Genomic DNA, 25,216 nt, shown 5'->3' with positions numbered 1-25,216 from the left:
TGCCTGCGCATCGTCGGCTGGTACCGGCTCGAGCGGCTGCTCGCGTCGATCCCCGACAGCAACGACGACTTCGGGCTCGTCTGACCGGCCTCGCGGCCAGCGTAGTTCGCCTACTTGCGCCGGCGCTCGTGCGGCGCCACCGTCGCGCCGTCGATCACCGGCGCGCCCTGCTTGATCAGGAAATCGCGGAACAGCCCCGTGACCTGTGAAATGCGCCGGTCGGCGAGCGTGACCACATACCATTCGCGCTCGATCGGGTTGCCGGGGAACGGCAGTTGCCCGAGCAGCCCCGCGCGCAGTTCGAGTGCACACGCGTGCAACGACAGGAACGCGATGCCGAGCCCCGCTTCGGCCATCTGCTTGATGGCCTCGTTGCTCGACAGTTCGGAGCCCACATGGAACCGGTAACCGGCGTTCTTGAACAGGCTCTCGACAGTCGAGCGCGTGCCCGCGCCGCGTTCGCGCACGAGCAGGTGCGCAGATTCGAGATCCTTCAGCGCGACGCGCTTGCGCTGCATCAGCGGATGGCCGGGCGCCGCGACGAACACCATCGGATGCTTCGCGAACTCGACCGCGTGCGTGCGCAGCTCCTTCGGCGCGCTGCCCATCACCGCGAGATCGATTTCATGGGTCGCGAGCATGCGGATGATGTCGTCGCGATTTCCAACCTTGAAATAGGTTTTCACATGCGGACGCGTCGCGGTGAATTTCACGAGCAGCGGCGGAATCAGGTACTCGGCCGTCGTGATCGCGCCGATCCGCAGCGTGCCGCCAAGATCGCCCGTCAACGCGGCCACTTCGTCGCCCGCCTCGCTCCACAAATGCAGGATCTCGCGCGCATAGCGCGACACGATCTCGCCGGCCGCGGTCAGTTGCACGCCGCGCCCCACCCGCTGCAGCAACGCGGCACCCACCGCCTCCTCGAGCAGGCGAACCTGCAGCGACACGGCCGGCTGCGTCAGGTTCAACTCCTCGGCCGCCCGCGACACGCTGCCGAGCCGCGCAATCATGTCCAGCGCCTTCAGCTGCCGGAATGTCGCGGTCTTTCCTATAAGTGAATACATATGAGTCGCTTATAAACATTAAATTGTTCGAGTGGGTTCGAAACTATATCGTCGGTTCTTGAGCAATGTCATCCGAATCGTCATTCAGCGGGAGCCCAACATGGACAACACCACGCCCAACCTTGCAACGGACCGCGCACCGCGCCTGCCGCGCATCGTGATCGTCGGCGGCGGCGCCGGCGGCCTGCACCTCGCCACGCGTCTCGGCGATACGGTCGGACGCCGCGGGCAAGCCGCAGTCGTGCTCGTCGACCGCTATCCGACGCACTTCTGGAAGCCGCTGCTGCACGAAGCCGCATCGGGCCATCGCGATCCGGCCTCCCACACGATCGAATACGCGGCACAAGCGAAGCGCCACGGGTTCCGCTTCGTGCAGGGCGCGCTGCAGCGGGTCGACCGCACCGCACGCACGGCGACGATCGCGGCCGTGCAGGACGCGGACGGCACGGAGATCCTGCCGCAGCGCGAGCTCGGCTATGACGACCTCGTGCTCGCCGTCGGCAGCGTGACTAATTTCTTCAATGTGCCGGGTGCGGCGCGCCACGCACTGCCGCTCGAAAACCTCGACCAGGCCGAGGATTTCCGCAGGAAGTTCCTCGCGGCGTGCACGAGGGCCAATCACCTGGCCGAGCAGCAGCCTGCGCAGCGCGCGGCGCCGATCTGCATCAACGTGATCGGTGCGGGCGCAACGGGTGTCGAGCTGGCCGCCGCGCTGCGGCACGCGATCCAGCAGCTGACGACATACCGCTTCAAGGCGCTGGTGTCCGCGCGCGACGTGCACATCCGGCTGATCGAAGGCGGCCCGCGCATCCTGCCCGCGCTCGACGAGCGGTTGTCCGGCAAGATGCACGCGCAGCTTCGCGCGCTGAACGTCGACGTGCTGACCGATACACGTGTGGCGGAAGTCGGTGCGGATGCCGTGACGACCGCGACCGGTGAACGGCTCGCCAGCGACATCACGATCTGGGCGGCCGGCGTGGCGGGCCCCGCGATCCTGCGGGAGATCGGCGACATCGCGCTCAATCGCTCGAACCAGGTGATCGTGACCGATACGCTGCAGACACCGGACGATCCGCACGTGTATGCGTTCGGCGACTGCGCCGCATGCCCGACCGCCGGTGCGAGCGGCTTCCTGCCGCCGCGCGCGCAGGTCGCGTACCAGCAGGCCGTGTATCTGGTCAACGCGTTCGCGCGCCGCGTCGCCGGCAAGCCGGTGGCCGGCTTCACGTTCCGCGATGCGGGCACCGTCGTGTCGCTCGGGCATGCGGGCGCCGTGTACCAGGCCGACCTCGGCGTGCGTTCGCGCTCGCTGATCGTCGACGGGCTCGCCGCGATCGGCCTGTACAAGTTCCTGTATCGCAAGCACCTGTTCAGCGTGGTCGGTGTGAAGCGCGCGCTGTTCCAGTCGCTGAGCCACTGGCTGCAAAGCCGCAACCAGCCGTCGATCAAGCTGCACTGATCGCACCCGTTCGCACGCAGCATCGCAACACGGCATATCGGGCGTGCATCGCTCGATATGCCGTCTTTTTTTGATGCACATGCACGGTGCAGCACATTCACTGCGTGCGCGAATCTGGTGCATCACATCGACGGCCGTCGATACGATGTCATTCGCGCGAACCATGCTGCATCACACGCATCCCGCGCCCATGCTGGCTCGCCACCCGATTCATTAGCCAAATCGTATGGGTCGGATAAAAATATTAATTGGTCGCGTTTTCCGGATCGACGCTAAGGTGTGTGGCATTCCCGTCGGCGAACGGATCATCACGTCTCTGTAGAGGAATCACCGTGGTTATCGAAGCCATCGTCACCCGTCTCGACGCAGCATTCGCGCAAATCGAAGCAACACCGGACTCGCACGAATCGCGTCATCAACGCGACGCGATCATCCAGTGGCTCGACCGAGCATCGGAAGAAGGATATCGACTCGGTCTCGTCACGACGCTGCCGGCCGCACGGCTCAGCGACATGTTCGAAGGCCAGTTCGGCCGCGCGAACCTCGACCGCTTCTCGGTCGTCGTCACGGACGCCAATCAGCAGGACTCCGGATCAAACCAGAATCCTTTCGACGTCGCGCTGCAGGCACTCGGCGTGCCGCCCGAACGCGCGGTGGCGATCGCGAGCAGCGAACCGGAGCGCCGGGAAGCCGAGCATTTCGGCCTGTCGCGCTGCGTGAACATCACCGACACCGTGCGCTCGATCGCATCGGCCGGCCTGCACTGAACGCCGGCAAACCGGCCGGCTACGTCCGGCCGTCCACGATCCGGCGGCAATCCGACGATTGCCCGACCGAATCCTGACATTATGCTGTCAAAGTTGCTTGCAACACTTCCGGGCTTGATCGATCACTCCCGGAGACGGAACGGCGCGAACCCGCATCGCCCCGCCCGTTGCACACCACGATGACACGCCCGCCCCGCACTGCCACCGCCCTCGCGATTGCCTGCCTGCTGCTCGCCGCTTGCGGTGGAGACGACTCGACACCGCCCGCGGCTTCTGCCGACAACAGCGGCTCGACGCCCGCACCGCAGCCGCAACCCCAGCCCACGCCGGCACCCGCGACTTACTACCAGACGAAGACGCCGTACCGTCCGCAGCAGGACGCCGCGACGTACGAAGCGCCGCCCGCCGGCTACGCGCCCGTCTATACCGAACTCGTCGCCCGCCACGGCTCGCGCGGGCTGTCGGGCTTCAAATACGACGGCGCGATCTACGCGATGCTGGTCAAGGCCGAGGCCGACGGCGCGCTGACCACGCTCGGCGCGCAGCTCAAGGCCGACACGTTCGCGATGATGAAAGCCAATGCGCTGCTCGGGTATGGCGTGGCGGGCATCTCGACGCCCGGGTACGGCAACCTCACGCAAACCGGCATCCGCGAACACCAGCAGCTCGCCGCGCGTCTCGCGCAGCGGCTGCCCGCCTTGTTCGCGGCCGGCAACCGGCAGGTCGTCGTCGTCAACTCGGGCCAGGATCGCGCGGTCGACAGCTCGACGTATTTCTCCGCGTCGCTCGTGGCCGCGCAACCGGCACTGGCCACGGCGATCACGCTGCCCGCCGCGCCGTCAGGCTATCCCGCGAACGCACCGGTCGCGCAGCCGGCCGGCACCAACCGCTTCCTGCTGTATTTCCACTCGCTGAAACCGGCCACCGATCTCGTGACCGATACGAGCAATCCGTACTACGCGACCTACCAGGCGAGCCAGGCATACCAGGCCTATGCGAACGACCCGACGGTGGCTGCGAAGCTCAACGCAATCAAGGTCGCACCGCAAGCGGCCGACGTCGCGCAAACGGTGCTGTCCGCACTCGTGTCGCAGGCATTCATCGCGAAGCTCGGCACCGACGGCTACACGTTCGCGAACACGGGCAACTACGCATTCACATCGGCGGACGGCAAGTTCACCAACACGCTGAAAGGCGACGGCAAGACGAAGATCGCAACGGCCGTCGATGCGGTGAACGTGCTGTACAACCTGCTGCAGGTCGCGCCCGCGATGACGGCGGAAACCGGCGGCGTCACGATGGAGAAGTACATCGGCGCGCAGCAGGCGCAGTATCTCGCGTATCTGCAGGATGCCGAGGACTACTACCAGAAGGGGCCCGGCATCCAGGAAGCGAACCCCGTCACGTACCGGATGGCGAAGGTGCTGCAGGACGATTTCTTCGGCGAAGTCGATGCGATCGCGCGCGGCGACCTGACCCGCGCCGCGAAGCTGCGCTTCACGCATGCGGAGATCGTGATTCCGTTCGCGTCGATCATGAACCTGAAGAACGTGTTCGTGCCGACACCGCAGGCGCAGACCTACACGTATGCGAACAATCCATGGCGCGGCGACCAGGTGTCGCCGATGGCCGCGAACATGCAGTGGGATGTCTATCGCAACGGATCGCGGCTCATCGTGAAGATGCTGTACAACGAGCGCGAAACGGATTTCCAGGCCGCGTGCGACGGCGCGAAGATCGCGCCGGGCAGTCACTTCTACGACTACGCGGGATTGAAGCAGTGTTACGGGTATCAGTGAGGTGACGCGGGATACGCATCCTGCGACAAACCCGTTCGAAACCGGGGCGACGCAACGCGTCCGGATTTCAGCATGCGCTCACCGGCCTGCTAGATCTTGCGGACGCCGTTCTGCAGCAGCGTCTGGTGCAAAATGGCCACCTGCGGTTCCGCAAGCACCCGCTTCGGTATGAGGCGAAACATCAGCGCCGACTGATAAAGCAGGATCGCGTCACGATCTTCGCTCCAGTGAATGAGATCCGCAAAGCGGAATTCCTCGTGCGACGTCGGGGATTCGACGATGAAACATTCGCTTCGCCAGATGACCGTGTGCGGCTGATGGAGCGTCTTTTGCTGGCTGTAGATCTTGCGGGCGACTCGACCCAACATCAGATGGTAGAGCAGCGGCACGCCGATCGAAACCACCGCCGCGATTCCCGCTATCCACCAGACATTGCGCCATTCCAGCCAGGCGCCGGTTACCACCCGGAAACCACCGAAAAAAATGACGATGTACGCGATCACCATGATCGCGAATGTCGTGAGCAGATACTTCCAGTTGTATTTGCGCCGAAGATTCAGGCGGTAAGCGTGGACCAGGTCTTCCTCGGTCAATTGAAACAGGATCTCGGTATCGCTCATGCGCGGGCTCGGAATGTTCGCTGTTTTTTATGCTTGCGCTGGATGTTTCACCGCGCGCGCCGCGATCCGGACAGTCGGCGATGCGTGCGCAGGGTGACCTGCAAACGAAGCCAGGTGAAATCGCCGGCCATTCGATGCATGGACCGTCAATATACATGTGTGGAACAAAGGCTTCGCCGAATCACGTATCGGCGACGGCGTTCGGCCTTTCGGGCGTGCGCTGTCGAGGGCTACACCACTCGCTCGCCCCGCTGCCCGCCGGCCATCTCCGGCTCGACCAGCATCACCTCGATCCGCTCCTTGCCCTTCCCGGTATTCCTGCGCTTGAGCGTCAGCATGCCGATCTCGCCGGTGGATGCCGGATGCGTGCCGCCGCACGCCATCGTCGCGAAGCCGTCGACCGTCCAGAACCGGCGCTGCGCGTCGACATCGCTGAAGTCGGTCACGATGCGCAGGTCGCGCTTCGACAGGTCGGCCACGGCCGATTCGATCTCGGGAAACAGCGGCGCCACGCTCGTGTCGCTCGCGAAGTCGATGCGCGCCTTGTCCTGCCCGATATGCGCACCGATGCGCTCGATGCCGGGCCGGAGCCGATAGACCAGCTGCAGCACCATTTCGGCCGCAAAGTGCAGACGCATCAGCCGGTACCGCCGCGTCCAGTCGATGCGCCAGGTCACGCGATCGCCGGCGCTCAGCGAATGATCGTGCGGCAGCGTATAGACGATGTCGAGCCCCTGCTTGTCGGCCTGGATGACCGGATAGCCGCCGAGCGACCCCGCGTCGCTTTCCTGGCCGCCCGAAAACGCAAAGAAGATGGTCGCGTCCACCCGCACGTGAGCGCCGTCGACGTCGCTCACGACGGTATCCAGCGTGGTCCGGTACGGATCGTCCCAGAATACTTTCTTCGTCATCGCCCGCCGTGCCTTTCGCCGAGGAAAGCACGCAGGTTAGCCGGAACGCGTGCGGGTGGCTTGTACGATCTTGCGCCCTGGCGCCAGCGCCTCCTCGTCAGGCATGACACGCGCCGCAGTCGCAGCCGCATCCTCGCCCTTGCGCTCGACGCTCCACGTATGAATCGGCCGATGCCCCGGCCGCTCCCACTCGGGTGGCATCCACAGGTGTTTCAGCCGCTGCAGGACGGGCCCGGGCGCGAACACGTCGCGCCACATGTCGACGAATTCGTGCAGGTTCAGCACCAGGAAGTTGTACGAACGAATCTGCTGCGTGATCCCGTAGTCGACCGGCTCCGTTTCCTCGACATACGTGCCGAACAGGCGGTCGAAGATGATCAGCACGCCGCCGTAATTCTTGTCGATGTAACGCGGGTTGCGGCCATGATGCGCGCGGTGGTTCGACGGCGTGTCGAACACGTACTCGTACCAGCGCGGCAGCCGCCCGATCGCTTCGGTATGCACGAAATACTGGTATGCGAGATCGACTGCGAGCAGGAACAGCACGACGGCGGGCGGGATGCCGAACCAGACCGGCGGCAGATAGAACACGAACACGCCGACGAACGCGTTCAGCAGCGACTGCCGCATCGCCGTCGTGAAGTTCATCACTTCGCCGCTGTGATGCGGCACGTGCGCGGCCCAGAACCAGCGCACACGGTGCGACGTGCGATGAAACCAGTAGTAGCAGAACTCCACGACGACGAAGATCGGCACGATCGTGAAACCGTTCACCGGCACGTCGAACCAGCGGTGCCGGTAAACCCACGCGAAGATCGCGCCCGTGAACAAGATCCCCATCACGGTCTCGGCCACCTGATAGCCGGCGCCGAGCGACAGGTTCGCGACGATCTCCTTCCAGCGAAACGGCTCGCGGCGGCCGCGCCCGGTCATCACCGCGTATTCGATCGCGAACGCGATCAGGAAGACCGGTGTCATGCCGATCAGCAGCACCTGCTTCCAGTCCACGTCGTTACCCAGGAACGCATGGAGCCACGTCATCAACTCGGTCGGCATGTTCGCGGCCTCGATCAGGAACTGACCGGCAGTATGGTCGCGCACGGGTCGCTCCGCGTTGACACTTGCCGACGATTACTTGACACTTTCCGCCATGCCCGCCGCCTCCCCGCTATCGACGCAGCGCGTCTACTACTCGAGCACCTACGTGCGGCTGCTGTTCGACTACCTGTCCGAGCAGGGCAAGGATGCCGCGCGCGTGCTCGGCGAGGCGCGTCCGCCCGAGGACGATCGCGGGCTCACGCTGTACGCGAGCGCGCATTGGCGGCGCCTGCTCGAATGCGCGGTCCGCGCGCTCGACGATCCGCTGCTCGGCCTGCACGTCGGCCAGCGGATCACGCCCGCCCACCTCGGTGCGCTCGGTTACGCGCTGCATGCGTGCCGCGATGCCGGCGCCGCACTTGCACGCTGGCAACAATACGAACACCTGATCGCGAACGTCGCGCGCATGGAAGTGCGGGTCGAGGTGACCTCGGTCGCGATCGAATGGCACGACGCGCCCGAGCCGCTCGGCCCGCTTGTCGACGAAGTCGCGCTGACGGCCATCGTCCAGTTCGCGCGCAATATCACCGGCACGCATCACGGGCCCGACGAGGTCTGCTTCGTGCACCCGTCGCCCGCCGACGAACGGCCGTACGTCGAGTATTTCGGCTGCCCGGTGCGGTTCGGCCAGCCGGTGAACCGGCTCGCGTTCCCGTTGCACCTGCTCATGCAGCCGCTGCGCCAACCGGACGACGCGCTGCTGCAGATGATGGAACGCCAGGCGAGCGCGCTGCTTGCCGAGCTGCGGCAGACGGACGACCTCGAACAGTCGGTGCGCGAAGCCGTCGCGCGCCTGCTGACACAAGGCGAAGCGAGCATCGAACAGATCGCTGCGGATCTGCATGTGTCGTCACGCACGCTGCATCGTCGGCTTGCCGAACTCGGGCTCAACTTCCGGATACTGCGCGAGGACACGCGGCGACGGCTCGCGATCGACCACCTGAACGATCCGCGGTTGACGCTCGCGGAAGTCGCGTGGCTGCTCGGCTATTCGGAACACAGCGCCTTTACGCGCGCCTTTCGGCGCTGGACCGGCGAATCGCCGCAACAGTGGCGCAGCCGGCAACCTGCGCGGGCAGCGAACGTCGCGCGCGGCTGAGCGCGGCACGCCTCCGTGGCCACCGTGCCGCCGACGAACTCGCGTCCGCCCGCGCGGTCGAACGAGCATCGCCGGAGAATCCCATGAAACGCGTTGCCGCTGTCGCTGTCCTGACCCTGCTTGCCGCCGTCAGCTTGCCGGCAGCCGCCGGCGCACCATCCGGCGGCGCCGAGCCGGCGCCCGTTCAAGCGCACGCGAAAAACTGCGTGCCATCCCGCGACGCCAGGCCCGACGCCCGCTCGCCATCGAAGGCGCCGCCGATCCGCGTCTGCGTCGGTGATTCCAATACGCAACTGAACCTGCCGTGGTTCCTGACCGATGTCCTCACCGCGGTGGATACGCACCAGTCGGCCGGCGATCTGCTCCGCAAGATGCGCAACGATTTCTGAATCGCGGCTCGCGCGACGCACCGGTACCGCAACGTTCATTCACCGCCGGATTCCTGCAGCACCTGCACGAACGTGCCGACCATGCCGGCCCACATCGCGGGGTCGGCAATGCGGCGCAGCAGCGCGAGCAATGCCTTTCGCTCAGCTTTCGAAAGCGGCCCATGCCCACTGCTGATGGTGTTGTAGCGCGGCGTCCCGCGCGACGTAAGCGCGCGATCGAGCCGGTAGTTGCGGACTTGCCCGTTCACGGCAATCTGGAGCCACAGCGAGCCGCCGTCGGCTGCGGCCGCACCGTCGGTCACGACGACCGTGGGCACGGTGTTTTCTTCCATCTCAACACTCCGGCGAGACGCGCGACCGTGGCGCGCGGCGACCGCTTGCAAGCCAGCGGCAGGTCGACGAAAACAACATTCTGAACGAATGTTTCCCGTCGAGACACAATGACAAAACTACACCAATTGTTGAATAACAATATTTCACAATCTCTCGTCACATCTTATACTTGCCGCGCACCATCCTCGTGCCAAGAGACGGTGTTTTTCGTCCCGGCCGCACGACCCTGCGGCCGGGGGTTTTTTCGGTGTGCTACGCCCATAACCGTGCACTGCATGCGCATGTTTATAGAGGTCGGCCTCCGAAATGAACGGCCGATTGCGACGGAGTTGCCGCAGATGCCCGTCGCGACCGTAGAATCGATCGCATCGCGATACCGGCACGCACACCGCCTTGCCCGCACCCGGCATGACGCATGCGCGACACGGTTGGATCGACCGGTTCGACTTGCTGCTTCATACACACAACACCAAAGGCGACCGCGGGAATGTTGGCGTTCACGCCAGGCTCGAAGCCCGTTTTCCAGCGCAGCGGCGCGTGGCCGCGGGTCGTCTTTTTCGTCGCCGTAATCGTTTGCGTGCTCGTGCCGGCGTGCGCGATCGTGCTTGCCGACCGCTACGCACGCGACACCGTCACCCAGCATGAACGCGTGATCGCGAACGACATCGTCGCATCGGTGGATCGCATCCTCGACGGTGCCCGCCTGCGACATGTGGACGAACTCACCGCGCTCGTCGGGCGGCCCTGCCCGACGGTATTCCGGACCCTCGCCGAGATCGGCACGCGCCTGCGCTACCTGCGCGCCGTCGCGCTGGTGAACGGCGGCCGCGTCATGTGCTCGTCCGCGCTGGGGGCGATCGACTTGCCGCTCGGCGCCTACACACACGAACCGGAACCGGGATCGACGCTCGTCACGCTGCTGCGCCAGACGCCGTTCCAGCAAGGCATCCCGGTGCTGCCCGTGTTTTACGCCACCGCGCCCGGCGCGGGTGTGCTCTATCTGATCGAAGGCGACTATGTGGCCGACGCGCTCGCGCACGGCGCCCGCTACGGGACGGAAACCGCGACGCTGTCGATCGCGGGGTCGGGCCATCTCGATCAGCACGGGAAGTTTTCGCCGGAATCGGCCGCGGAACCTGCAGGCGGAAGCACGATCGCGTCGCCCCGCTGGCCGTTCACGGTATCGGTTGCCGCATCCGCGCACTACACGTCGCAGGTCCGGCACCACTATCGGCTGATCGGCATCACGATCGTGCTGCTGGCGGATGGCCTCGTGATGGCGGCCTACCTGCTGGCGATGGCGCCGCGCCGCCTGCTGCTGAAGGCCGTCCGCAATGCACTCAGGCGCGACGAACTTCACGTCGTGTACCAGTCGATCGTCGATGTCGAGACGCGCAGGACCGTCGGCGTCGAGGCGCTGCTGCGCTGGCAGCATCCCAAGTGGGGGGCCATCAGCCCGGCCGTGTTCATCCCGCAGGTCGAATCGAGCGCGGTGCTGCCGAAAGTGACGGAATTCGTGCTGCGGACGGCCGTGGCGGAACTGTCCGCGCTGACGCCGTCCATGCCGCTGCGCATCGCCATCAACATCGCGCCGAAGGATCTCGAGCGCGCGCAGTTCGTGTCTGTCGTCGAGGCGGCGATCCGCGCGCTGCCGCCCGGCTTTACGCTGGTGCTCGAAGTCACCGAACGCATCCTGCTCGAAAAGAACGCGCGGACCACCGCGATCTTCCATGCGCTGAGAGCGAAAGGCGCGAAGTTCGCGATCGACGATTTCGGCACGCATCACAGCAATCTCGACATGCTGTCGCGCTTTCCGTTCGACTACGTGAAGATCGATCGCCAGTTCGTCTCGCCACTGAACGGCGGCAATGCGGGGTTGATCGAGGGGATCGCAGCCGTTGCGCATCACTACGACCTGAAGATCATCGCGGAAGGCGTGGAAACGGAAGCGCAACATCGTGCGCTGCATGCGGTCGGGATTCAGTACGCGCAGGGCTACCTGTATCAGCGGCCGCAGCGCGTGGAGCATTTGAAGCAGGAGTTCGCGTCGGTGCCGGTGTAGCGGCGTTGCCGCCGACGCATACCTGCCGACGGCTACTGCGCGCCGTACTGACCGTCGAGGCGCACGCGGCCCTGCTCGACCCAGCCTTCGAAATCTTCGCCGCTCTTGCCGTTCATGTACATGATGTTGTACCAGCGCCCGTGCGACTTGTAGACCGTGACCGAATCGCCGGGAATGATGAAGGTTCGCTTCGTCATGCATTGCGCGTCGGGCGCCGAGTAGAAATACGCGCGCCCCGCGCCGATGACCGTGCCGGAAGCAGGCGGCCGGAAGTTATCGTCCGGGCCGTTCGTTGCCGCGTTGAGCTGTGCGCAGTCCACCGTGTTTTTTGCGTACGCGCCGTTCGCGCCCAGGCTCGTACCGATCGCAAGCATCGCGATGCATGTGCGTATCAGAATTGTCTTCCGCATGATTCGTTCTCGAGATCGTGTCGTGTCAGGTTTGCGGGCTCGCGATCAGCACCGCGTCGATCAATGTTTTCGCATTCCCGTCCCACTTGGGCAGGGGGGCGGGTGGCAGGGGGAGAACCTTGTCGAGGTTGGGCAGTTTCAGGCGGCCTTGCGCGTGCTCAAGTGCTTCGCCCAACCTGAAATAGCGTTCGGCGCGTGCTGTGTCGATGTGACCCACAAGGTTATTGCCGCTGGTCAGATCAAATCCACGAAACTCCGATGCCAGATCTTTCGCACACTTCGCGCATCCCAGCTTGACACCCTCGTGCAAGACCTTGAGTGCCCGTAGTTTCGACTCAGGCGTCGCTCCTTTATACAAGCCCCCCAAATCGTAAGCTGCATCGCCATCACCTTGAGCGAGCGCACATTGCAGCATTTCCAGGCCAATAGTCGCGTTCCCCCAGAATTCCCCGTCCGGACTGTCGTAGTTGCCGCTCATCTTGAAGCCGAGAAACGTTTGGGCCGAAGGACTGCCCATATCCGCGGCCCGTTGAAAAAACGCATAGGCACTGGTCGCATCGCCGCCCTTGACCAACCCGCTCTGGTGATAGGTGCCCATCATGTCGTTGGCATCGGGTACACCCAACTGCATGGCTTTCTCAACCCACCTGATCGCGGCTTCCGGATCATGCCGAGGCACGCCGGGATAATTGCTTCGGATCAGGGACGCCAGATTGAGCATCGCTTTCCAGTGCCCGCGATCGGCAGCCTGAACGTAGAGCCGGTAGATCGTCGGATAGTCGCGTTGCTCGTAGTAGATGTCAGGATTGTCGAGTGCGAGCGCCTGCTGGAACCATCGCTCGGCCTGAGGATCGATCGGCGGCACATGCTGGTCCTGATGAACGCACGTGAAGCTTTTTCGATGCGGGTCGAACAGCGGCAGCTTTTCGTTGCGCGGAAGATCCGACATTGCAGCCGATGACCTTGCAGTCGAAGAAGGCAAGCCCTCCGCATGTACGCTCAACGCGAACAGCGCCAGGGCTGCAAAAATAACGCTGTAGATCACCGCTATCGGCATCGAGCGACCTCGATCGGACCGTTCCACGGATGTCAGAAGATGAGAGCAGATCGATCCGCTTGCGGCTTTCATACCGACGGCATGCCTTGAGACGTTGCAGCAGCCTCGCGACGCGCAGCGGCATAGAACACGCGGAACCACACCCAGTAGGCCACGCCGGTTCCGGCGACAGCAACGATCGGCATGATTCCGGACAGCAAACTGATTATCCCGAGCGTATCGCCCAGCACGCTCAGCCCCCCGTAAGCCACCAGCAAAACAGATACCATCGACGCAAGCGACGCCCCCAGCAGACGCCAGACGTGCAGCCGCCCGAGTTCGCGCGGCAGGCCGAACATCGCGCCGGCGAAGACTACCGCGGCGCAAAGGACCAAGCCTCCGACATAGGTCAACATCACAAGCTTGAGATTGTCGTCATAGTAGTTGAGCGACATCAGCACGGCTTGCGGCATGAAGAGCAGCAATCCGCTGGCATACAGCCAGGCCGCGAGACCCGCAATGGACCGTCGTGGATTACCGCGCGGCGCGCCGGGCATCGCATCGTTGCGGAACAGGTGGGCGACGAACCACCACGCAAGCCCGGCCACCAGCGCATAGAGGACGGCATTCACCGGGGCGATGATCGTTCCGATCTGCGCGAGGCTAAGGGCACCGCTATCCAACAGTCCCATCAGCGCCTGGTATACCAGTATCTGCGCGGCCTGCCAGAGCAGCAGGCACAACGCGTAGGCTGTCAACGGCCACACGGGACGGCGGAATGCAAGCCGATCGCGATTCTCTCCGTGCCATCGGACGATCAGGAAGACCAGGCCGGTTCGAAACACCAGGGTCTCGATGAAACTGGACAGTTGCACAGCCAGCCCACCCACGGACGGTGATGACCTCGTCGACCACACGTAGAGGACGATCAGGAACTGCGCCGTGGTAATGGCCGCTGCGATGAGTGCAGCGGCGCCGGGTAACGAGATTTGCCGGGAGGGTGAGGTCATGGGGATTCCTGGGTAAATGGAGTGATCAGTCAATGGTGTGGCGCCAGACCTTCAGGTGAATTGTTCCGGGCCGGGTTGACCGGTTCGTGCCGCCGTACCCAACGGCAAACGGGACGCGACGTTTTCAGGGTGCTCAGTTTGCGATGTGATCTGCCGATCCCGGGAGCGGCAGCCCTGTCGCCGGATCGAGATGCCTGGCCTTCGCCATCTCGTTGATGAGCTCGTCCGTCGGTTGCTTCGGCGGCGTGGCCGCATCCTGCTCCTTTTTCCACTGGAACGTGCCGTCCCACGGCGGAAGCTTGGCGGGCGGCAATGGAACGATCTTGTCGATGTCGGGTACCGTCGGGTTGCGGCCGTCGTTGGCATCGAGAAATTTGCCGATCAGATCGTATCGACGGGATCGTTCAGGATCGCTCTGCAGCGCAAGGTAATCGAGCTGATTCGACGGCGGCGGTCCTTTGAATCCATCTCTCAGGAACGAGGCAGACAGCGTATCGCCTGCGCTTACCCCTTTCTGGAATGTCCTGGCGGCATCGGGATACAACCCCCCTGTCTTTTGATCGACGCCCAGCAAATTGGCAGCCTGACCGGATCCTTGATCGGCTGCACATGCCAACATTTGTCTTGCGATCGCGGGCGCTTTGTCGTTGGGCAACAGCAGATTTCCAACATAAAACTGGGCTTCAGGATTGCCAAGATCGGCGGCTTTGCGAAAGTAGCGCAGCGCGCCTTCGGCATCCTGCTTCAAACCATAGCCCGTCTCGAGATCGTGCCCGATATCGTAGTAGCCGCCCGGGATACCTTGCTTGACCAGTTTCATGCCCAGGCCGACAACCTCGGCCGGCGCATCGGGGGAGTTGGCCACCCCCTGCGACACGAGCGATTGCAGGTTCTGGTTGGCCTTGTAATGATCGTGCGCCGCTGCGATCCTGTAGTAGCGGGCAACATCATTGAAGTCCCTGGGGCCGTTCTTCTTTTCCAGGTATCGCGCGTAACGGAACAGGCTGTCAGCCTGCGGATCGAGTGGCGGCAATCGGTTCGCCTGCTGTGTGCAGGTGAACACAAGATCGGCGCGCACGGCACCCATGTCAGGCGATGAGGTCGCCTGGGGCGCTCGTTTCGTGCACGCACACAACAGGACGGGCAACGCAACAACCCAAAGGTGTCGGTTCATGGCTCAATCGCTACGGCCATACGGTGCGCAACCGTAGCGCCTCTCTCGGAATGATGTTGTTCTTGACCGGCGATTCTACGAACGATGATTCCGTGACGTCAATCGGGCGGCATTCAAATCATTGAAAACCTGAAATCGCCACTCGACCTCACTCTCACGAAGGCGGTCAGCCATCACACGCCTCTGCCGCGCTACACCGACCGGAGCGCCCGCCATGCCCACCGCCCTGCTGCTACGCGCAACCCATTCGCACCTGTATCCCGGCAGCATCGTGACCTTCGACAGCGACGCGCCGCGTTCCGCGAAGCCGCATGCGGCCGTAATCGAATTCGCCGACGGATCGGGCGCGGCCGCCACGCTCATCCGCGTCGACGACGATGCGCTCGAACTCTCCGTCGACGCATACGTGACGCAAAAGCGGCACACGGTCACCGCGCGACGCTGGCGGCTCGAGCCGTTCGATACCACGCGCACCGAATGGCGTGTCGCGCAACGGCTCGCCGTTGCCTGATTCCGCGCCGAACAGCAGGCGCTCGCGGAACCCGTACTGGAAGTGAACGCGACGCGCACGATGAATGCGCGCGACCCGACACGTATCAGGTCGCCCGGATCGTGCGACGACGGTGATGAACGATGCCTGTCAGCACGCCGGCGGATGATCGGGATCGGACAGGCATGTGTCGCGATAAGCATCGTCGACAGCGCGCAGAAATGCCTTCCGCCCGTTCTCCAATGCCGTTGCCGTGTGTTGGTCGGGCGAGACGGGCATCACGCGGCCATCGGGTGACATCGAATATCCGAGATCGACGAACGCATCGTCCGGCGCGCGCTGCGATCCGATCCAGTACCCAATCGAAACCGAGCTGGCAACGCCGGTCGCGCCGTTGTAACCCACTTCGAATCGTCCGGCCTTGAAGATGCGCGGCCGCATTTTTTCCGCATAGGCCAGCACGTCGGCCACCGTCGCGCCATCCTTGGTGCGATGCCGCTTGACCGCCTGTATCCAGTTGGCTTCCGTGGCGGCCGGCAGTACCTTCGGTGTCGGGGACGCGAATATCGCGCTCCCGTTTCCACCCAGGCAGGCCACAGCAACAACGTAACCGGCAATACGTGCGATGCGATCAGTCGCGAGTTTCATTAAACGATCCATGATGGGTTCAATCGATTCCGAATCATACGATCATTGGCCAGGATGCCGGGACGGTCTCGCCCACCCCATCCCGGCACACCACCCGCCCAAGCGCTAAAATCCGCCGCCTGGGCATCCACGACGGGCAAGCGTTTTGACGGAGTTCGAGCAGGGTTTCATCCTCACCCGCCACTGGCGGGACACCGCGACCGGCATCGAGATCGAGTTCTGGCTGGCAACCGAACACGGTCCGCGCCGCGTGCAGTTGCGCCCGCAGGAAGCCGTCGCGTTCATTCCGGCCGACCAGCAGGCGCTCGCCGAACGCGCACTGGCCGGCGAGCGCGAGGCCGAGTTGCGCCCGCTCGCGCTGCGCGACTTCCGGCAGCGCCCGGTCGTCGGCCTCTATTGCAAGCGCTACCGCCATCTGTCCGGGCTGCAGAAGCGCCTCGCGGCGGCCGGCGTCGACGTCTACGAAGCCGACGTGCAGCCGCCCGACCGCTACGCGATGGAGCGCTTCATCACGGCCTGCGTGGAGTTTCGCGGGCAGCCCGGCCGCGACGGCACGCTGACCGGCGCCGAACTGAAGGCCGCGACCGGCTATCGCCCGACGCTGCGCTGCGTGTCGCTCGACATCGAAACCAGCGTCCACGGCGAGCTGTATTCGATCGCGCTCGAAGGCTGCGGGCAACGGCAGGTCTACATGCTCGGCCCGCCGAACGGAGACGCCAGCGACGAAGCCCGCGCCGTCGACTTCCGCCTCGACTACTGCGACAGCCGGCCCGCGATGCTGGCGCGGCTCAACGAATGGTTCGACGAACACGATCCCGATGCGGTGATCGGCTGGAATCTCGTGCAGTTCGACCTGCGCATCCTGCACGCGCACGCGGAGCAATACGGCATCCCGCTGAAGCTCGGGCGCGGCGGCAGCGTGCTCGACTGGCGCGCGCACGGCCAGCAGCCCGACCACTTCTTCGCGGGCGCGGCCGGCCGGCTGATCCTCGACGGCATCGACATGCTGAAATCCGCGACGTGGACGTTCCCGTCGTTCAGCCTCGAATACGTGTCGCAGGCGCTGCTCGGCGAAGGCAAGTCGATCGACAACCCGTACCAGCGGATGGACGAGATCCAGCGCCGCTTCGATCACGACAAGCCGGCACTCGCGCGCTACAACCTGAAGGACTGCGAGCTCGTCACGCGGATCTTCGACAAGGCCGACCTGCTGTCCTTCGCGCTCGAACGCGCGAGCGTGACGGGCCTCGCGGCCGATCGCACCGGCGGGTCGGTGGCGGCCTTCACGCACCTGTACCTGCCGCGCATGCACCGGCTCGGCTATGTCGCGCCGAACCTCGGCGACGTGACGGGGCAAAACAGCCCCGGCGGCTTCGTGATGGATTCACGCCCCGGGCTGTACGACTCGGTGCTCGTGTTCGACTACAAGAGCCTCTATCCGTCGATCATCCGCACGTTCCTGATCGATCCGGCCGGGCTGATCGAAGGGCTCGCGAATCCCGGCGACGACGTGTCGGTGCCCGGCTTTCTCGGCGCGCGCTTCTCGCGTACCGCGCACTGCCTGCCCGATATCGTGCGCCGCGTGTGGGAAGGTCGTGACGAGGCGAAGCGGCAGCGCAACGCGCCGCTGTCGCAGGCGCTGAAGATCATCATGAATTCGTTCTACGGCGTGCTCGGCTCGACGGGCTGCCGTTTCTTCGACCCGCGCCTCGCGTCGTCGATCACGATGCGCGGCCACGAGATCATGCACCGCACGCGCGAGCTGATCGAAGCTCAGGGTTACGAAGTGATCTATGGAGACACCGATTCGACGTTCGTGTGGCTCGGTCGCGCGCACGACGACGACGAAGCCGGCGCCAAGGGCCGCGCACTCGTCGAGCACATCAACCGCTGGTGGCGGGCGCACCTGCGCGATCACTTCGGGCTCGAGAGCGCGCTGGAGCTGCAGTACGAGCGGCACTACCGCCGCTTCCTGATGCCGACCGTGCGCGGTGCGGAAGAAGGCAGCAAGAAGCGCTACGCAGGCCTCGCGGCAGCGGCCGACGGCGGCGAGGATCTCGTCTTCAAGGGGCTCGAAACGGTGCGCACCGACTGGACGCCGCTCGCGCAGCAGTTCCAGCGCGAGTTGTACCGGCGCGTGTTCAGCCGCGAGCCGTACCAGGATTTCATCCGCGACACCGTGCGGCGCACGCTGGCCGGCGAATTCGACGACCAGCTCGTCTATCGCAAGCGCGTGCGCCGGCCGCTGCGCGAGTACGAGCGCAACGTGCCGCCGCACGTGCGCGCGGCACGGATCGCCGACGAGTTCAACCAGGCACAGGGCAGGCCGCTGCAGTATCAGCGCGGCGGCTGGATCAGCTACGTGATGACGACGGCCGGCCCCGAGCCGCTCGAAACCATGCGCTCGCCGATCGACTATGCGTTCTACCTGAGCCGTCAGCTCCAACCCGTCGCCGACGCGATCCTGCCGTTCCTGCGCGACGATTTCGAACGCGTGATCTCCGGTCAGGGGCAGTTGTTCGGCGACTGACGGAACGGCATCCGGCCTGCCCGGTTGCGCCTGCAACCGATTCCCGGCACGCCGCCCAACGCGCGCCCGCGACGGGTCCGCCGATTCGTCCGCGTCGCCATCGATCGGCATTCTTGCGCGCCGGCATGCCGAACGATAAGTAAAACCGATTGCCCCGGTCGGAAATCCGACTTGGACGCCGCGCGCGCCGCAGCGCACAATTTCGGGCATCGCAATCGAATGAAACCCTGATCCTTCCTACCCGAGATTCCGTGGCACCCGCCGTCCCCCAACGTGTGGCCATGTGCTTGAATAAAAAGGAAAAGGCGCGCACGCCGTGCTAGACATGCCTGCCAGAACACCCCGTTTCGCGTGGACGCTTTTTTCCATGCACCCTGCCGCCCTCCCGCGTGGCACATGCCGTAAAACGGCGCCGCACGACATGACCTGCGGCGCGCCGCCTCCCGCGCCCTAGCGCATTCGCTGCATCCCCTTCGCCAGTCTCGCCAAAGGAACCCGACGTGTCGCAAGCCACTGTCGCGCCGCTTCGGCCGCGCGACCCATTCTCCATCGATCCGAGAAAGCTCCTTTTCTCGATCAGCACGTTTATCGCGGCCGCAATGGTGCTGCTGATCTCGTTCACGGTCAGCTTCCCGCGCCCGTGGTGGGCGCTGCTGACCGTCTACGTGACCGCGCAGCCGATGGCCGGCGCGTTCCGCCCGAAGACGATCTACCGGCTTGCGGGGATCGCCACGGGCGCGGCCGTGACGGTCGTGGTCGCCCCGAACCTGCAGAATTCGCCGGTGTTGCTCGTGCTGTGCCTCGCGCTGTGGATTGGCTTCTGCATCTATCTCGCGGTGCTCGACCGCACGCCGCGCGCGTTCCTGTTCCAGATGGCCGCGTTCAGCTCGGCCGTCATCTGCTTTCCGTATCTCGACGATCCGACCAACATCTTCATCACCGCGGTGTCGCGCGTCGAGGAAATGACGGTGGCGATCCTGTGCGTGACGATCACGCACATGCTGCTGAAGCCCGCGAACAGCCGGCCGGTGATCCACGAACGCGCGCTGTCGTTTCTCGGCGATGCGTGCCGCTGGACCGCCGAAGCGTTCGGCACGCATCACACGCGGCTCGAGCACGAGCATCGCCGCAAGCTCGCGGCCGACGTCACCGAACTCGGGATGATCGCGACGACGCTGCCGTTCGACCAGCGCTTCGCGCTCGCCACGCGCGACACGGCCACGGCATTGCAGCATCGCCTCGCGGCGTTGCTGTCGATCGCGTCGGCCGCCGCGAACCGACTCGACCAGTTGCGCTCGCATAACGCGGTCGACGCGCAAACCGCCGCGCTGGTCGATGCGGTGATCGACGACCTGCACGCGTCGCAGGAAGTGGGAGACACGCTCGACGTCGGCCTCGCCGCGCGTTGCCGCGCACTGGCGGCCGAGCGCCTGGCCGATCCGGCCTGGACATCGCTGCTCGCCGCGAACCTGCTGGACCGCACCGCCGAATTCATCGACACGCTGCACGCGGCGCGCGGGCTCGTGCGGACCTTCGCGGAAAGCGATGCCGAACTCGAACGTCACCTGCCGCCCGCCGACGGCACGCGCCGCTTCAAGCTCGCGCGCGATCACGGCCTCGCGCTGCTCGCCGGTGCCGCGACGACCAGCGCGATCGTGATCTATTGCGCGGTGTGGATCCTGCTCGCCTGGCCAAACGGCTCGGCGACCGCCGCGTTCGCCGCGCTCGTCACCTGCTCGTTCGCGGCGCAGGACGATCCCGCACCGGTGATCGGCCGCTACCTCGTCTCGACGCTCGTCACCTTTCCGCTCGCCGCGCTGTACCTGTTCGTGATCCTGCCGCGTGTCGACGGCGCCGGGATGCTGATCCTGACGCTGGCACCGGCCCTGATCTGGATGGGCTACATCCAGGCCGATCCGGCGCGCACCGCGCGCGCCCTCCCGATGTTTTCCTGCTTCATCGTCGCCATGGGCTTTCTCGATCGCTTCCAGGCCGATTTCGCGCTGTTCCTCAATACGGGGCTCGCGCAGGTCGGCGGCATCGTCACGACGCTCGTCGTGACCAAACTGTTCCGCTCGGCCAGCACGCGCTGGACCGCCTACCGGATCGTGCGCCAGAACTGGGCCGATCTCGCGCAGATGGCCGACCCGCACCGGCCGCTCGACGCGCCCACCTGGACCGCGCGCGCGGTCGACCGGCTCGGCCAGGTCGCCGCGCGCATGGCGTTCGCGAATCCGGGCGATGCGCTGCATGCGGTCGACGGATTGAGCGACCTGCGCATCGGCCGCAACATCATCCAGGTGCGGGAAGGACTCGACAGAAGCGATGCGCAGACGCGTGTCGCGATCGAGGCCGCGCTCGAAGCCGTGTCGGCGCTGTATCGCGAGCGCGCCGACGCGCACCATCCGGTTCCGGCCACCGCATCGCTGATGCGCACGCTGAACCGCGCGATCGGCGCGGCCGCGCGCAACCCGACCGGCCGCGACGACGCCACGCTGCTCGCGCTCGTCGGCATGCGCTGCAACCTGTTCCCGCATGTGCAACTCGTCGAAGGAACGACGCGATGATCGAAGAGATCCACATTTTCGGCATCTACCTGCCGTCCGCGCTGGCGTGGGCCATCGTCGCGCTGATCGTCACGTTCCTGTTGCGTGGCGTGCTGCTTCGCCTGCCGCTGCGCGTGCTGCTCTGGCAACCGGCGCTGCTCGAACTGGCAGCCTTCTTCGTGCTGTGGTGGGGCATCGCCCGTCTCGCCGACGCGTATTTCCCGTATCGCCTCCTTTCCTGAACATGAAGCGAATCATCCCCCTGTTACGCACCGTGCTGACGGTCGCGATCATCCTCGGCATCCTCGGCGCGATCTACGGGCTGTGGGTCCGCTATCAGATCGAACCGCTCACGCGCGACGGCAAGGTGCGCTCGGACGTGGTACCGATCGCCCCGGACGTCAGCGGGCTCGTCACCGACGTGCGCGTACACGACAACCAGAAAGTGACGAAGGGCCAGGTTCTGCTCGTGATCGACCCGTCGCGCTACCGGATCGCACTCGAACAGGCCGACGCGAACGTCGCGAGCGAACAGGCCGAACTCGACGAAGCGATTCGCGAGGATCGCCGCAATCGCGCAATGCCGGACGTGGTCGCCGAGGAATCGACCCAGCAGGGCACGACACGCGTCGAAAAATTGCGTGCCGCGCTCGCGCAGGCCCGCTCCGCACGCAACCTCGCCGCGCTGAACCTCGAGCGCACACTCGTCCGTGCGCCGATCGACGGCACGGTGACCAACGTCGGGCTGCTGCCCGGCGCGTATCTGAACGCCGGCAAGGGCGCGATGGCGCTGGTAAACGACACGTCGCTGCGCGTCGAAGGCTACTTCGAGGAAACCAAGCTGCCGGCGATTCATATCGGTGATCCGGCCAGCATCTATCTGATGGGCGTCGCGAGCGAGATCCGTGGCCACGTGCAGAGCATCGCCGGCGGCGTCGAAGACCGCGAGCGCGCGGGAGGCGACGCCCAGCTCGCGAACGTGAACCCGGCGTTTACCTGGGTGCGGCTCGCGCAGCGCATCCCGGTGCGGATCGCGATCGATGCGGTGCCGCCCGGCGTGCGGCTCGTGCCGGGACAAACCGCGTCGGTCGAGATTCATGCGCGGGCCGGCGACGTCACGGTGCACCGGAGCCTGCCATGGTAAGCCTGCGTACGACCACCATCGCGGCGCTGTGCGTCGCGCTCGCCGCATGCGCGGCGGTCGGCCCCGACTATCGCGTGCCGTCGAACGCCCTCGTAAACGCACCGGCCGCCAACCATGCGTTCGTTGCGGGGGCATCGGTCGCGTCGAGCGACCCGCTGCCCGACCGCTGGTGGCGCCTCTACAACGACCCGACGCTCGACGGTCTGGTCGAAAAGGCGCTGGCCAGCAACGTCGACCTGCGCGCCGCGCAGGCGAACCTCGAACGCAGCAGTGCGCTGCTCGCGGCGACGCGCACCGCGCGCGAGCCGAGCGTCGGCGTCGACGCGTCGACCAACTACACGCAGCAATCGGCGGCGTCGGTCCTGTCGCATGTCGAGCCGCCGCGGCACGAGATCTACAACATCGGACTCGAGATGAGCTATGACCTCGACCTGTTCGGCGGGATCCGGCGCGGGATCGAAGCGGCGTCCGCCGACCACGAGGCGGTCGCCGCCGCGCGCGATCTCGTGCGCGTGAACGTCAGCGCGGAAGTCACGCGCGCGTATTCGGACCTGTGCAACGCCGGCAACCAGATCGACGTGCTGCATCGCTCGATCGACGTCCAGCAGCGCCGCCTCGCCCTTACCCGCCAGCTGATCTCGAACGGACGTGCGCCGACCTTCGAGCAGCAGCGCGACCAGGGCGGCATCGAGAACAGCCGCGCGCAGCTCGCGCCGCTGCGGGCGCGCCGGCTGAACGCGGCATTCCGGCTCGCGACGCTGACCGGCCAGCCGCCGGAAAACTACGATCGCGCGCTGCTGTCGTGCAACAAGCCGCTCGAACTGTCGCAGCCGATTCCGTCCGGCGACGGGCGCGCGCTGCTGAAGCGCCGGCCCGACGTCCGTGCGGCCGAGCGCCGGCTCGCCGCGTCGACCGCGCGCATCGGCGTCGAAACGGCCGCGCTGTATCCGGATATCCGGCTCGGTGCAAGCATCGGTTCGACCGGCGGCGCGGCCGCGTTCTTCACGCCGCTGACGAACCGCTTCGCGATCGGCCCGATGGTCACGTGGAATCTCCATCGCAGCACGATTCGCGACCGCATCGACGCCGCGCAGGCCGACAGCCGTGCGAGCCTCGCGCATTTCGATGCGACCGTCCTCACCGCGCTGCGCGAAACCGAGACGTCGCTCGACACCTACGCGGGCGCGCTCGACCGGCTGCAGCGCCTGGAGGCGTCGCGCGACGCGGCACGCGACGTGATGGCGCGAACCGAAGAACTGCGGCGCGGCGGGCGGATCGGCGGACTCGCGGCCCTCGACGCCGAGCGTACCTGGCTCGCGGCCGAAACGGCCGTGGCGGCGGCCCGGCAAGCAGTGAACGACGACCAGATCACCACGTTCCTCGCGCTCGGAGGCGGCTGGCAATGACGAACCGTGACGTCGTCGCCGACTACCCGGCGCCAGCGCGATCCGCCGCCCGCCTTCCGGCGCATAATGGCGAGATGCCGGACCTACGCGACCCGCGACCCATTCCGCGAAAAATGAAGTTCACCCAACGCAGCCCGCTGCTTCGCAACATCAGCTATCTGCTCGCGATCGACGAGCACCGCAATTTCACGCGCGCGGCCGAAGCGCTTAGCGTGTCGCAATCGGCGTTGTCGCAGAAGGTGCGCCAGCTTGAGGACGAGCTCGGTGCGCAACTGTTCGACCGCAGCGGACGCATGGTCCAGCTCACCGATTTCGGCAGTGTCTACCTCGAATACGTGCGCCGCGCGCACAACGACCTGCTCACCGCGCAACGCGCGCTGCACGACGTACACGACCTGTCGCGCGGCAAGCTGCGGATCGCCTTCACGCCGACCTTCACCGAGTATCTGGTCGCGCCTGTCATCGAGCTGTTCCACGAGCGTCACCCTGGCATCGTGATCGAGATGACCGAGATGTCGCTCGATGCGGTGGAGGCGGCGCTCGGCGACGACCAGGTCGATCTTGCGTTCGGTTTCGTCGATGTTCGCAACGACGAAATCGAGGCCGAAGCGCTGTTTCCCGAGCGCCTGATGCTCGTGGTCGGCCGTTCGCATCCGCTGACCACCCAGCGCGAGCCTGTCACGCCGGTGCAGCTCGCCGAAACGCCGCTCGCGCTGCTGACGACGAGCTTCGTGTCGCGTTTCTATGTCGACAGCTATTTCCAGACGTACGACATGCAACCCGATGTCGCGTTGCAGGCGAATTCGATCAGCGCGGTACTGAAGATCGTGAGCCGCGGCAAGATCGCGACGATCCTGCCCGGCACCATCGAATTCGAGCATCGCGACTTGCAGTACGTGCCGCTCGATCCGCCCTTCCCGGTGCGCACCGTCGCGCTGCTGCGCCGCAAGGGCGCCTATCGCACCGTCGCGTCGACCGCGTTCGCCGACCTGGTTCACGAGATGCTCGAGCACGGCAGCCTGGCGTCGCTGCGCACGCTAACGACGCTCGACCGCGCATGAGCTCGCAGGGTGCGTCGTCAGCCTGACGACGCACCGGCATACTCCCCCGCACAAGCACCTGGCATAAGCGCCCGCATGACGCGTACGATGGCTGCCATCTCGCGCTCCGAATTTTTGTTTCGCAATCCATATCATGTTGATTCAGATGTGAGTGAGTCAT

The 25,216-nt window shown here is 65.3% G+C and carries 23 protein-coding genes; 13 read left to right on the top strand and 10 right to left on the bottom strand.

From position 1 onward, the window contains the following. Positions 1-110: 110 nt before the first annotated feature. Positions 111-1,064, bottom strand: a complete 954-nt coding sequence (locus JYJ84_RS03430; protein WP_122948538.1) for a LysR family transcriptional regulator — start codon at positions 1,062-1,064, stop codon at positions 111-113. A 100-nt stretch (positions 1,065-1,164) separates the two neighbouring features. On the opposite strand from JYJ84_RS03430, the gene JYJ84_RS03425 reads away from it, so the two are divergent. The 3 genes from JYJ84_RS03425 to JYJ84_RS03415 all read left to right on the top strand — a co-directional run bounded on the left by JYJ84_RS03425 (position 1,165) and on the right by JYJ84_RS03415 (position 5,089). Beyond that, positions 1,165-2,523, top strand: coding sequence for an NAD(P)/FAD-dependent oxidoreductase (locus tag JYJ84_RS03425; protein WP_174956681.1), 1,359 nt, complete (start codon positions 1,165-1,167; stop codon positions 2,521-2,523). Between the two features lie 332 nt (positions 2,524-2,855). Continuing rightward, on the top strand, positions 2,856-3,290 hold the full coding sequence (locus JYJ84_RS03420) for a phosphatase (protein WP_174956790.1): 435 nt from the start codon (positions 2,856-2,858) through the stop codon (positions 3,288-3,290). A gap of 179 nt (positions 3,291-3,469) precedes the next feature. Continuing rightward, positions 3,470-5,089: a histidine-type phosphatase gene (locus JYJ84_RS03415; protein ID WP_175222181.1), complete on the top strand. Its 1,620-nt coding sequence runs from the start codon at positions 3,470-3,472 to the stop codon at positions 5,087-5,089. Positions 5,090-5,178: 89 nt separating this feature from the next. On the opposite strand, the gene JYJ84_RS03410 is transcribed toward JYJ84_RS03415, so the two are convergent. From JYJ84_RS03410 to JYJ84_RS03400, 3 genes are all read right to left on the bottom strand, one after another. Then, complete coding sequence (locus JYJ84_RS03410) at positions 5,179-5,709, bottom strand: YcxB family protein (protein WP_122948535.1); 531 nt, start codon at positions 5,707-5,709, stop codon at positions 5,179-5,181. Positions 5,710-5,939: 230 nt separating this feature from the next. Next, the gene (locus JYJ84_RS03405; protein WP_175222180.1) at positions 5,940-6,620 is read right to left on the bottom strand and encodes an alanyl-tRNA editing protein; all 681 of its coding nucleotides are present in this window, start codon (positions 6,618-6,620) and stop codon (positions 5,940-5,942) included. Between the two features lie 36 nt (positions 6,621-6,656). Continuing rightward, positions 6,657-7,676, bottom strand: a complete 1,020-nt coding sequence (locus tag JYJ84_RS03400) for a sterol desaturase family protein (protein ID WP_175222222.1) — start codon at positions 7,674-7,676, stop codon at positions 6,657-6,659. A 94-nt stretch (positions 7,677-7,770) separates the two neighbouring features. Between JYJ84_RS03400 and JYJ84_RS03395 the strand changes: the two genes are divergently transcribed. Together JYJ84_RS03395 and JYJ84_RS03390 are read left to right on the top strand one after the other, a co-directional pair. Further along, on the top strand, positions 7,771-8,817 hold the full coding sequence (locus tag JYJ84_RS03395) for an AraC family transcriptional regulator (protein ID WP_175222179.1): 1,047 nt from the start codon (positions 7,771-7,773) through the stop codon (positions 8,815-8,817). Between the two features lie 83 nt (positions 8,818-8,900). After that, positions 8,901-9,206 (top strand): hypothetical protein, encoded by a 306-nt coding sequence (locus JYJ84_RS03390; RefSeq protein ID WP_175222178.1) that lies wholly within the window; start codon positions 8,901-8,903, stop codon positions 9,204-9,206. A gap of 35 nt (positions 9,207-9,241) precedes the next feature. On the opposite strand, the gene JYJ84_RS03385 is transcribed toward JYJ84_RS03390, so the two are convergent. Beyond that, positions 9,242-9,538, bottom strand: a complete 297-nt coding sequence (locus JYJ84_RS03385) for a hypothetical protein (protein WP_175222177.1) — start codon at positions 9,536-9,538, stop codon at positions 9,242-9,244. A gap of 488 nt (positions 9,539-10,026) precedes the next feature. On the opposite strand from JYJ84_RS03385, the gene JYJ84_RS03380 reads away from it, so the two are divergent. Next, positions 10,027-11,601 carry an EAL domain-containing protein gene (locus tag JYJ84_RS03380; protein ID WP_122948531.1) on the top strand — a complete coding sequence of 525 codons (1,575 nt, stop codon included), beginning with the start codon at positions 10,027-10,029 and terminating at the stop codon, positions 11,599-11,601. 32 nt (positions 11,602-11,633) lie between these two features. Here the strand turns inward: JYJ84_RS03380 and JYJ84_RS03375 are convergent, their stop codons facing one another. The 4 genes from JYJ84_RS03375 to JYJ84_RS03360 all read right to left on the bottom strand — a co-directional run bounded on the left by JYJ84_RS03375 (position 11,634) and on the right by JYJ84_RS03360 (position 15,144). Further along, the gene (locus JYJ84_RS03375) at positions 11,634-12,011 is read right to left on the bottom strand and encodes a hypothetical protein (protein WP_175222176.1); all 378 of its coding nucleotides are present in this window, start codon (positions 12,009-12,011) and stop codon (positions 11,634-11,636) included. A gap of 25 nt (positions 12,012-12,036) precedes the next feature. Beyond that, entirely contained in the window at positions 12,037-13,068 is a 1,032-nt protein-coding gene (locus tag JYJ84_RS03370) for a tetratricopeptide repeat protein (RefSeq protein WP_240201826.1), read from the bottom strand. Between the two features lie 68 nt (positions 13,069-13,136). Next, entirely contained in the window at positions 13,137-14,057 is a 921-nt protein-coding gene (locus tag JYJ84_RS03365; RefSeq protein ID WP_175222103.1) for a hypothetical protein, read from the bottom strand. 133 nt (positions 14,058-14,190) lie between these two features. Further along, a complete protein-coding gene (locus tag JYJ84_RS03360) occupies positions 14,191-15,144 on the bottom strand; it encodes a sel1 repeat family protein (protein ID WP_307872089.1) in 954 nt (317 codons plus the stop codon). A gap of 301 nt (positions 15,145-15,445) precedes the next feature. Between JYJ84_RS03360 and JYJ84_RS03355 the strand changes: the two genes are divergently transcribed. Next, complete coding sequence (locus JYJ84_RS03355) at positions 15,446-15,742, top strand: hypothetical protein (RefSeq protein ID WP_175222174.1); 297 nt, start codon at positions 15,446-15,448, stop codon at positions 15,740-15,742. 129 nt (positions 15,743-15,871) lie between these two features. Here the strand turns inward: JYJ84_RS03355 and JYJ84_RS03350 are convergent, their stop codons facing one another. After that, positions 15,872-16,369, bottom strand: a complete 498-nt coding sequence (locus JYJ84_RS03350; protein WP_175222173.1) for a hypothetical protein — start codon at positions 16,367-16,369, stop codon at positions 15,872-15,874. A gap of 145 nt (positions 16,370-16,514) precedes the next feature. On the opposite strand from JYJ84_RS03350, the gene JYJ84_RS03345 reads away from it, so the two are divergent. From JYJ84_RS03345 to cynR, 6 genes are all read left to right on the top strand, one after another. After that, the gene (locus JYJ84_RS03345) at positions 16,515-18,899 is read left to right on the top strand and encodes a DNA polymerase II (protein WP_175222172.1); all 2,385 of its coding nucleotides are present in this window, start codon (positions 16,515-16,517) and stop codon (positions 18,897-18,899) included. Positions 18,900-19,399: 500 nt separating this feature from the next. After that, complete coding sequence (locus JYJ84_RS03340) at positions 19,400-21,466, top strand: FUSC family protein (protein WP_175222171.1); 2,067 nt, start codon at positions 19,400-19,402, stop codon at positions 21,464-21,466. Next, positions 21,463-21,687: a DUF1656 domain-containing protein gene (locus JYJ84_RS03335; RefSeq protein WP_122948523.1), complete on the top strand. Its 225-nt coding sequence runs from the start codon at positions 21,463-21,465 to the stop codon at positions 21,685-21,687. Before JYJ84_RS03340 ends, JYJ84_RS03335 begins: the two co-directional genes overlap by 4 nt. A gap of 2 nt (positions 21,688-21,689) precedes the next feature. Next, positions 21,690-22,589 carry an efflux RND transporter periplasmic adaptor subunit gene (locus JYJ84_RS03330; protein ID WP_175222170.1) on the top strand — a complete coding sequence of 300 codons (900 nt, stop codon included), beginning with the start codon at positions 21,690-21,692 and terminating at the stop codon, positions 22,587-22,589. Further along, complete coding sequence (locus tag JYJ84_RS03325) at positions 22,583-23,995, top strand: efflux transporter outer membrane subunit (protein WP_175222169.1); 1,413 nt, start codon at positions 22,583-22,585, stop codon at positions 23,993-23,995. Before JYJ84_RS03330 ends, JYJ84_RS03325 begins: the two co-directional genes overlap by 7 nt. A 113-nt stretch (positions 23,996-24,108) precedes the next feature. Beyond that, on the top strand, positions 24,109-25,056 hold the full coding sequence (gene cynR / locus JYJ84_RS03320) for a transcriptional regulator CynR (protein ID WP_226216116.1): 948 nt from the start codon (positions 24,109-24,111) through the stop codon (positions 25,054-25,056). Positions 25,057-25,216 lie beyond the last annotated feature (160 nt).

The organism is Burkholderia sp. LMG 13014, from assembly GCF_905232215.1.
Lineage (GTDB): Bacteria > Pseudomonadota > Gammaproteobacteria > Burkholderiales > Burkholderiaceae > Burkholderia.
The sequence above is the reverse complement of the archived record's forward strand: the minus strand, read 5'-3'. Positions and strand labels throughout refer to the sequence as shown.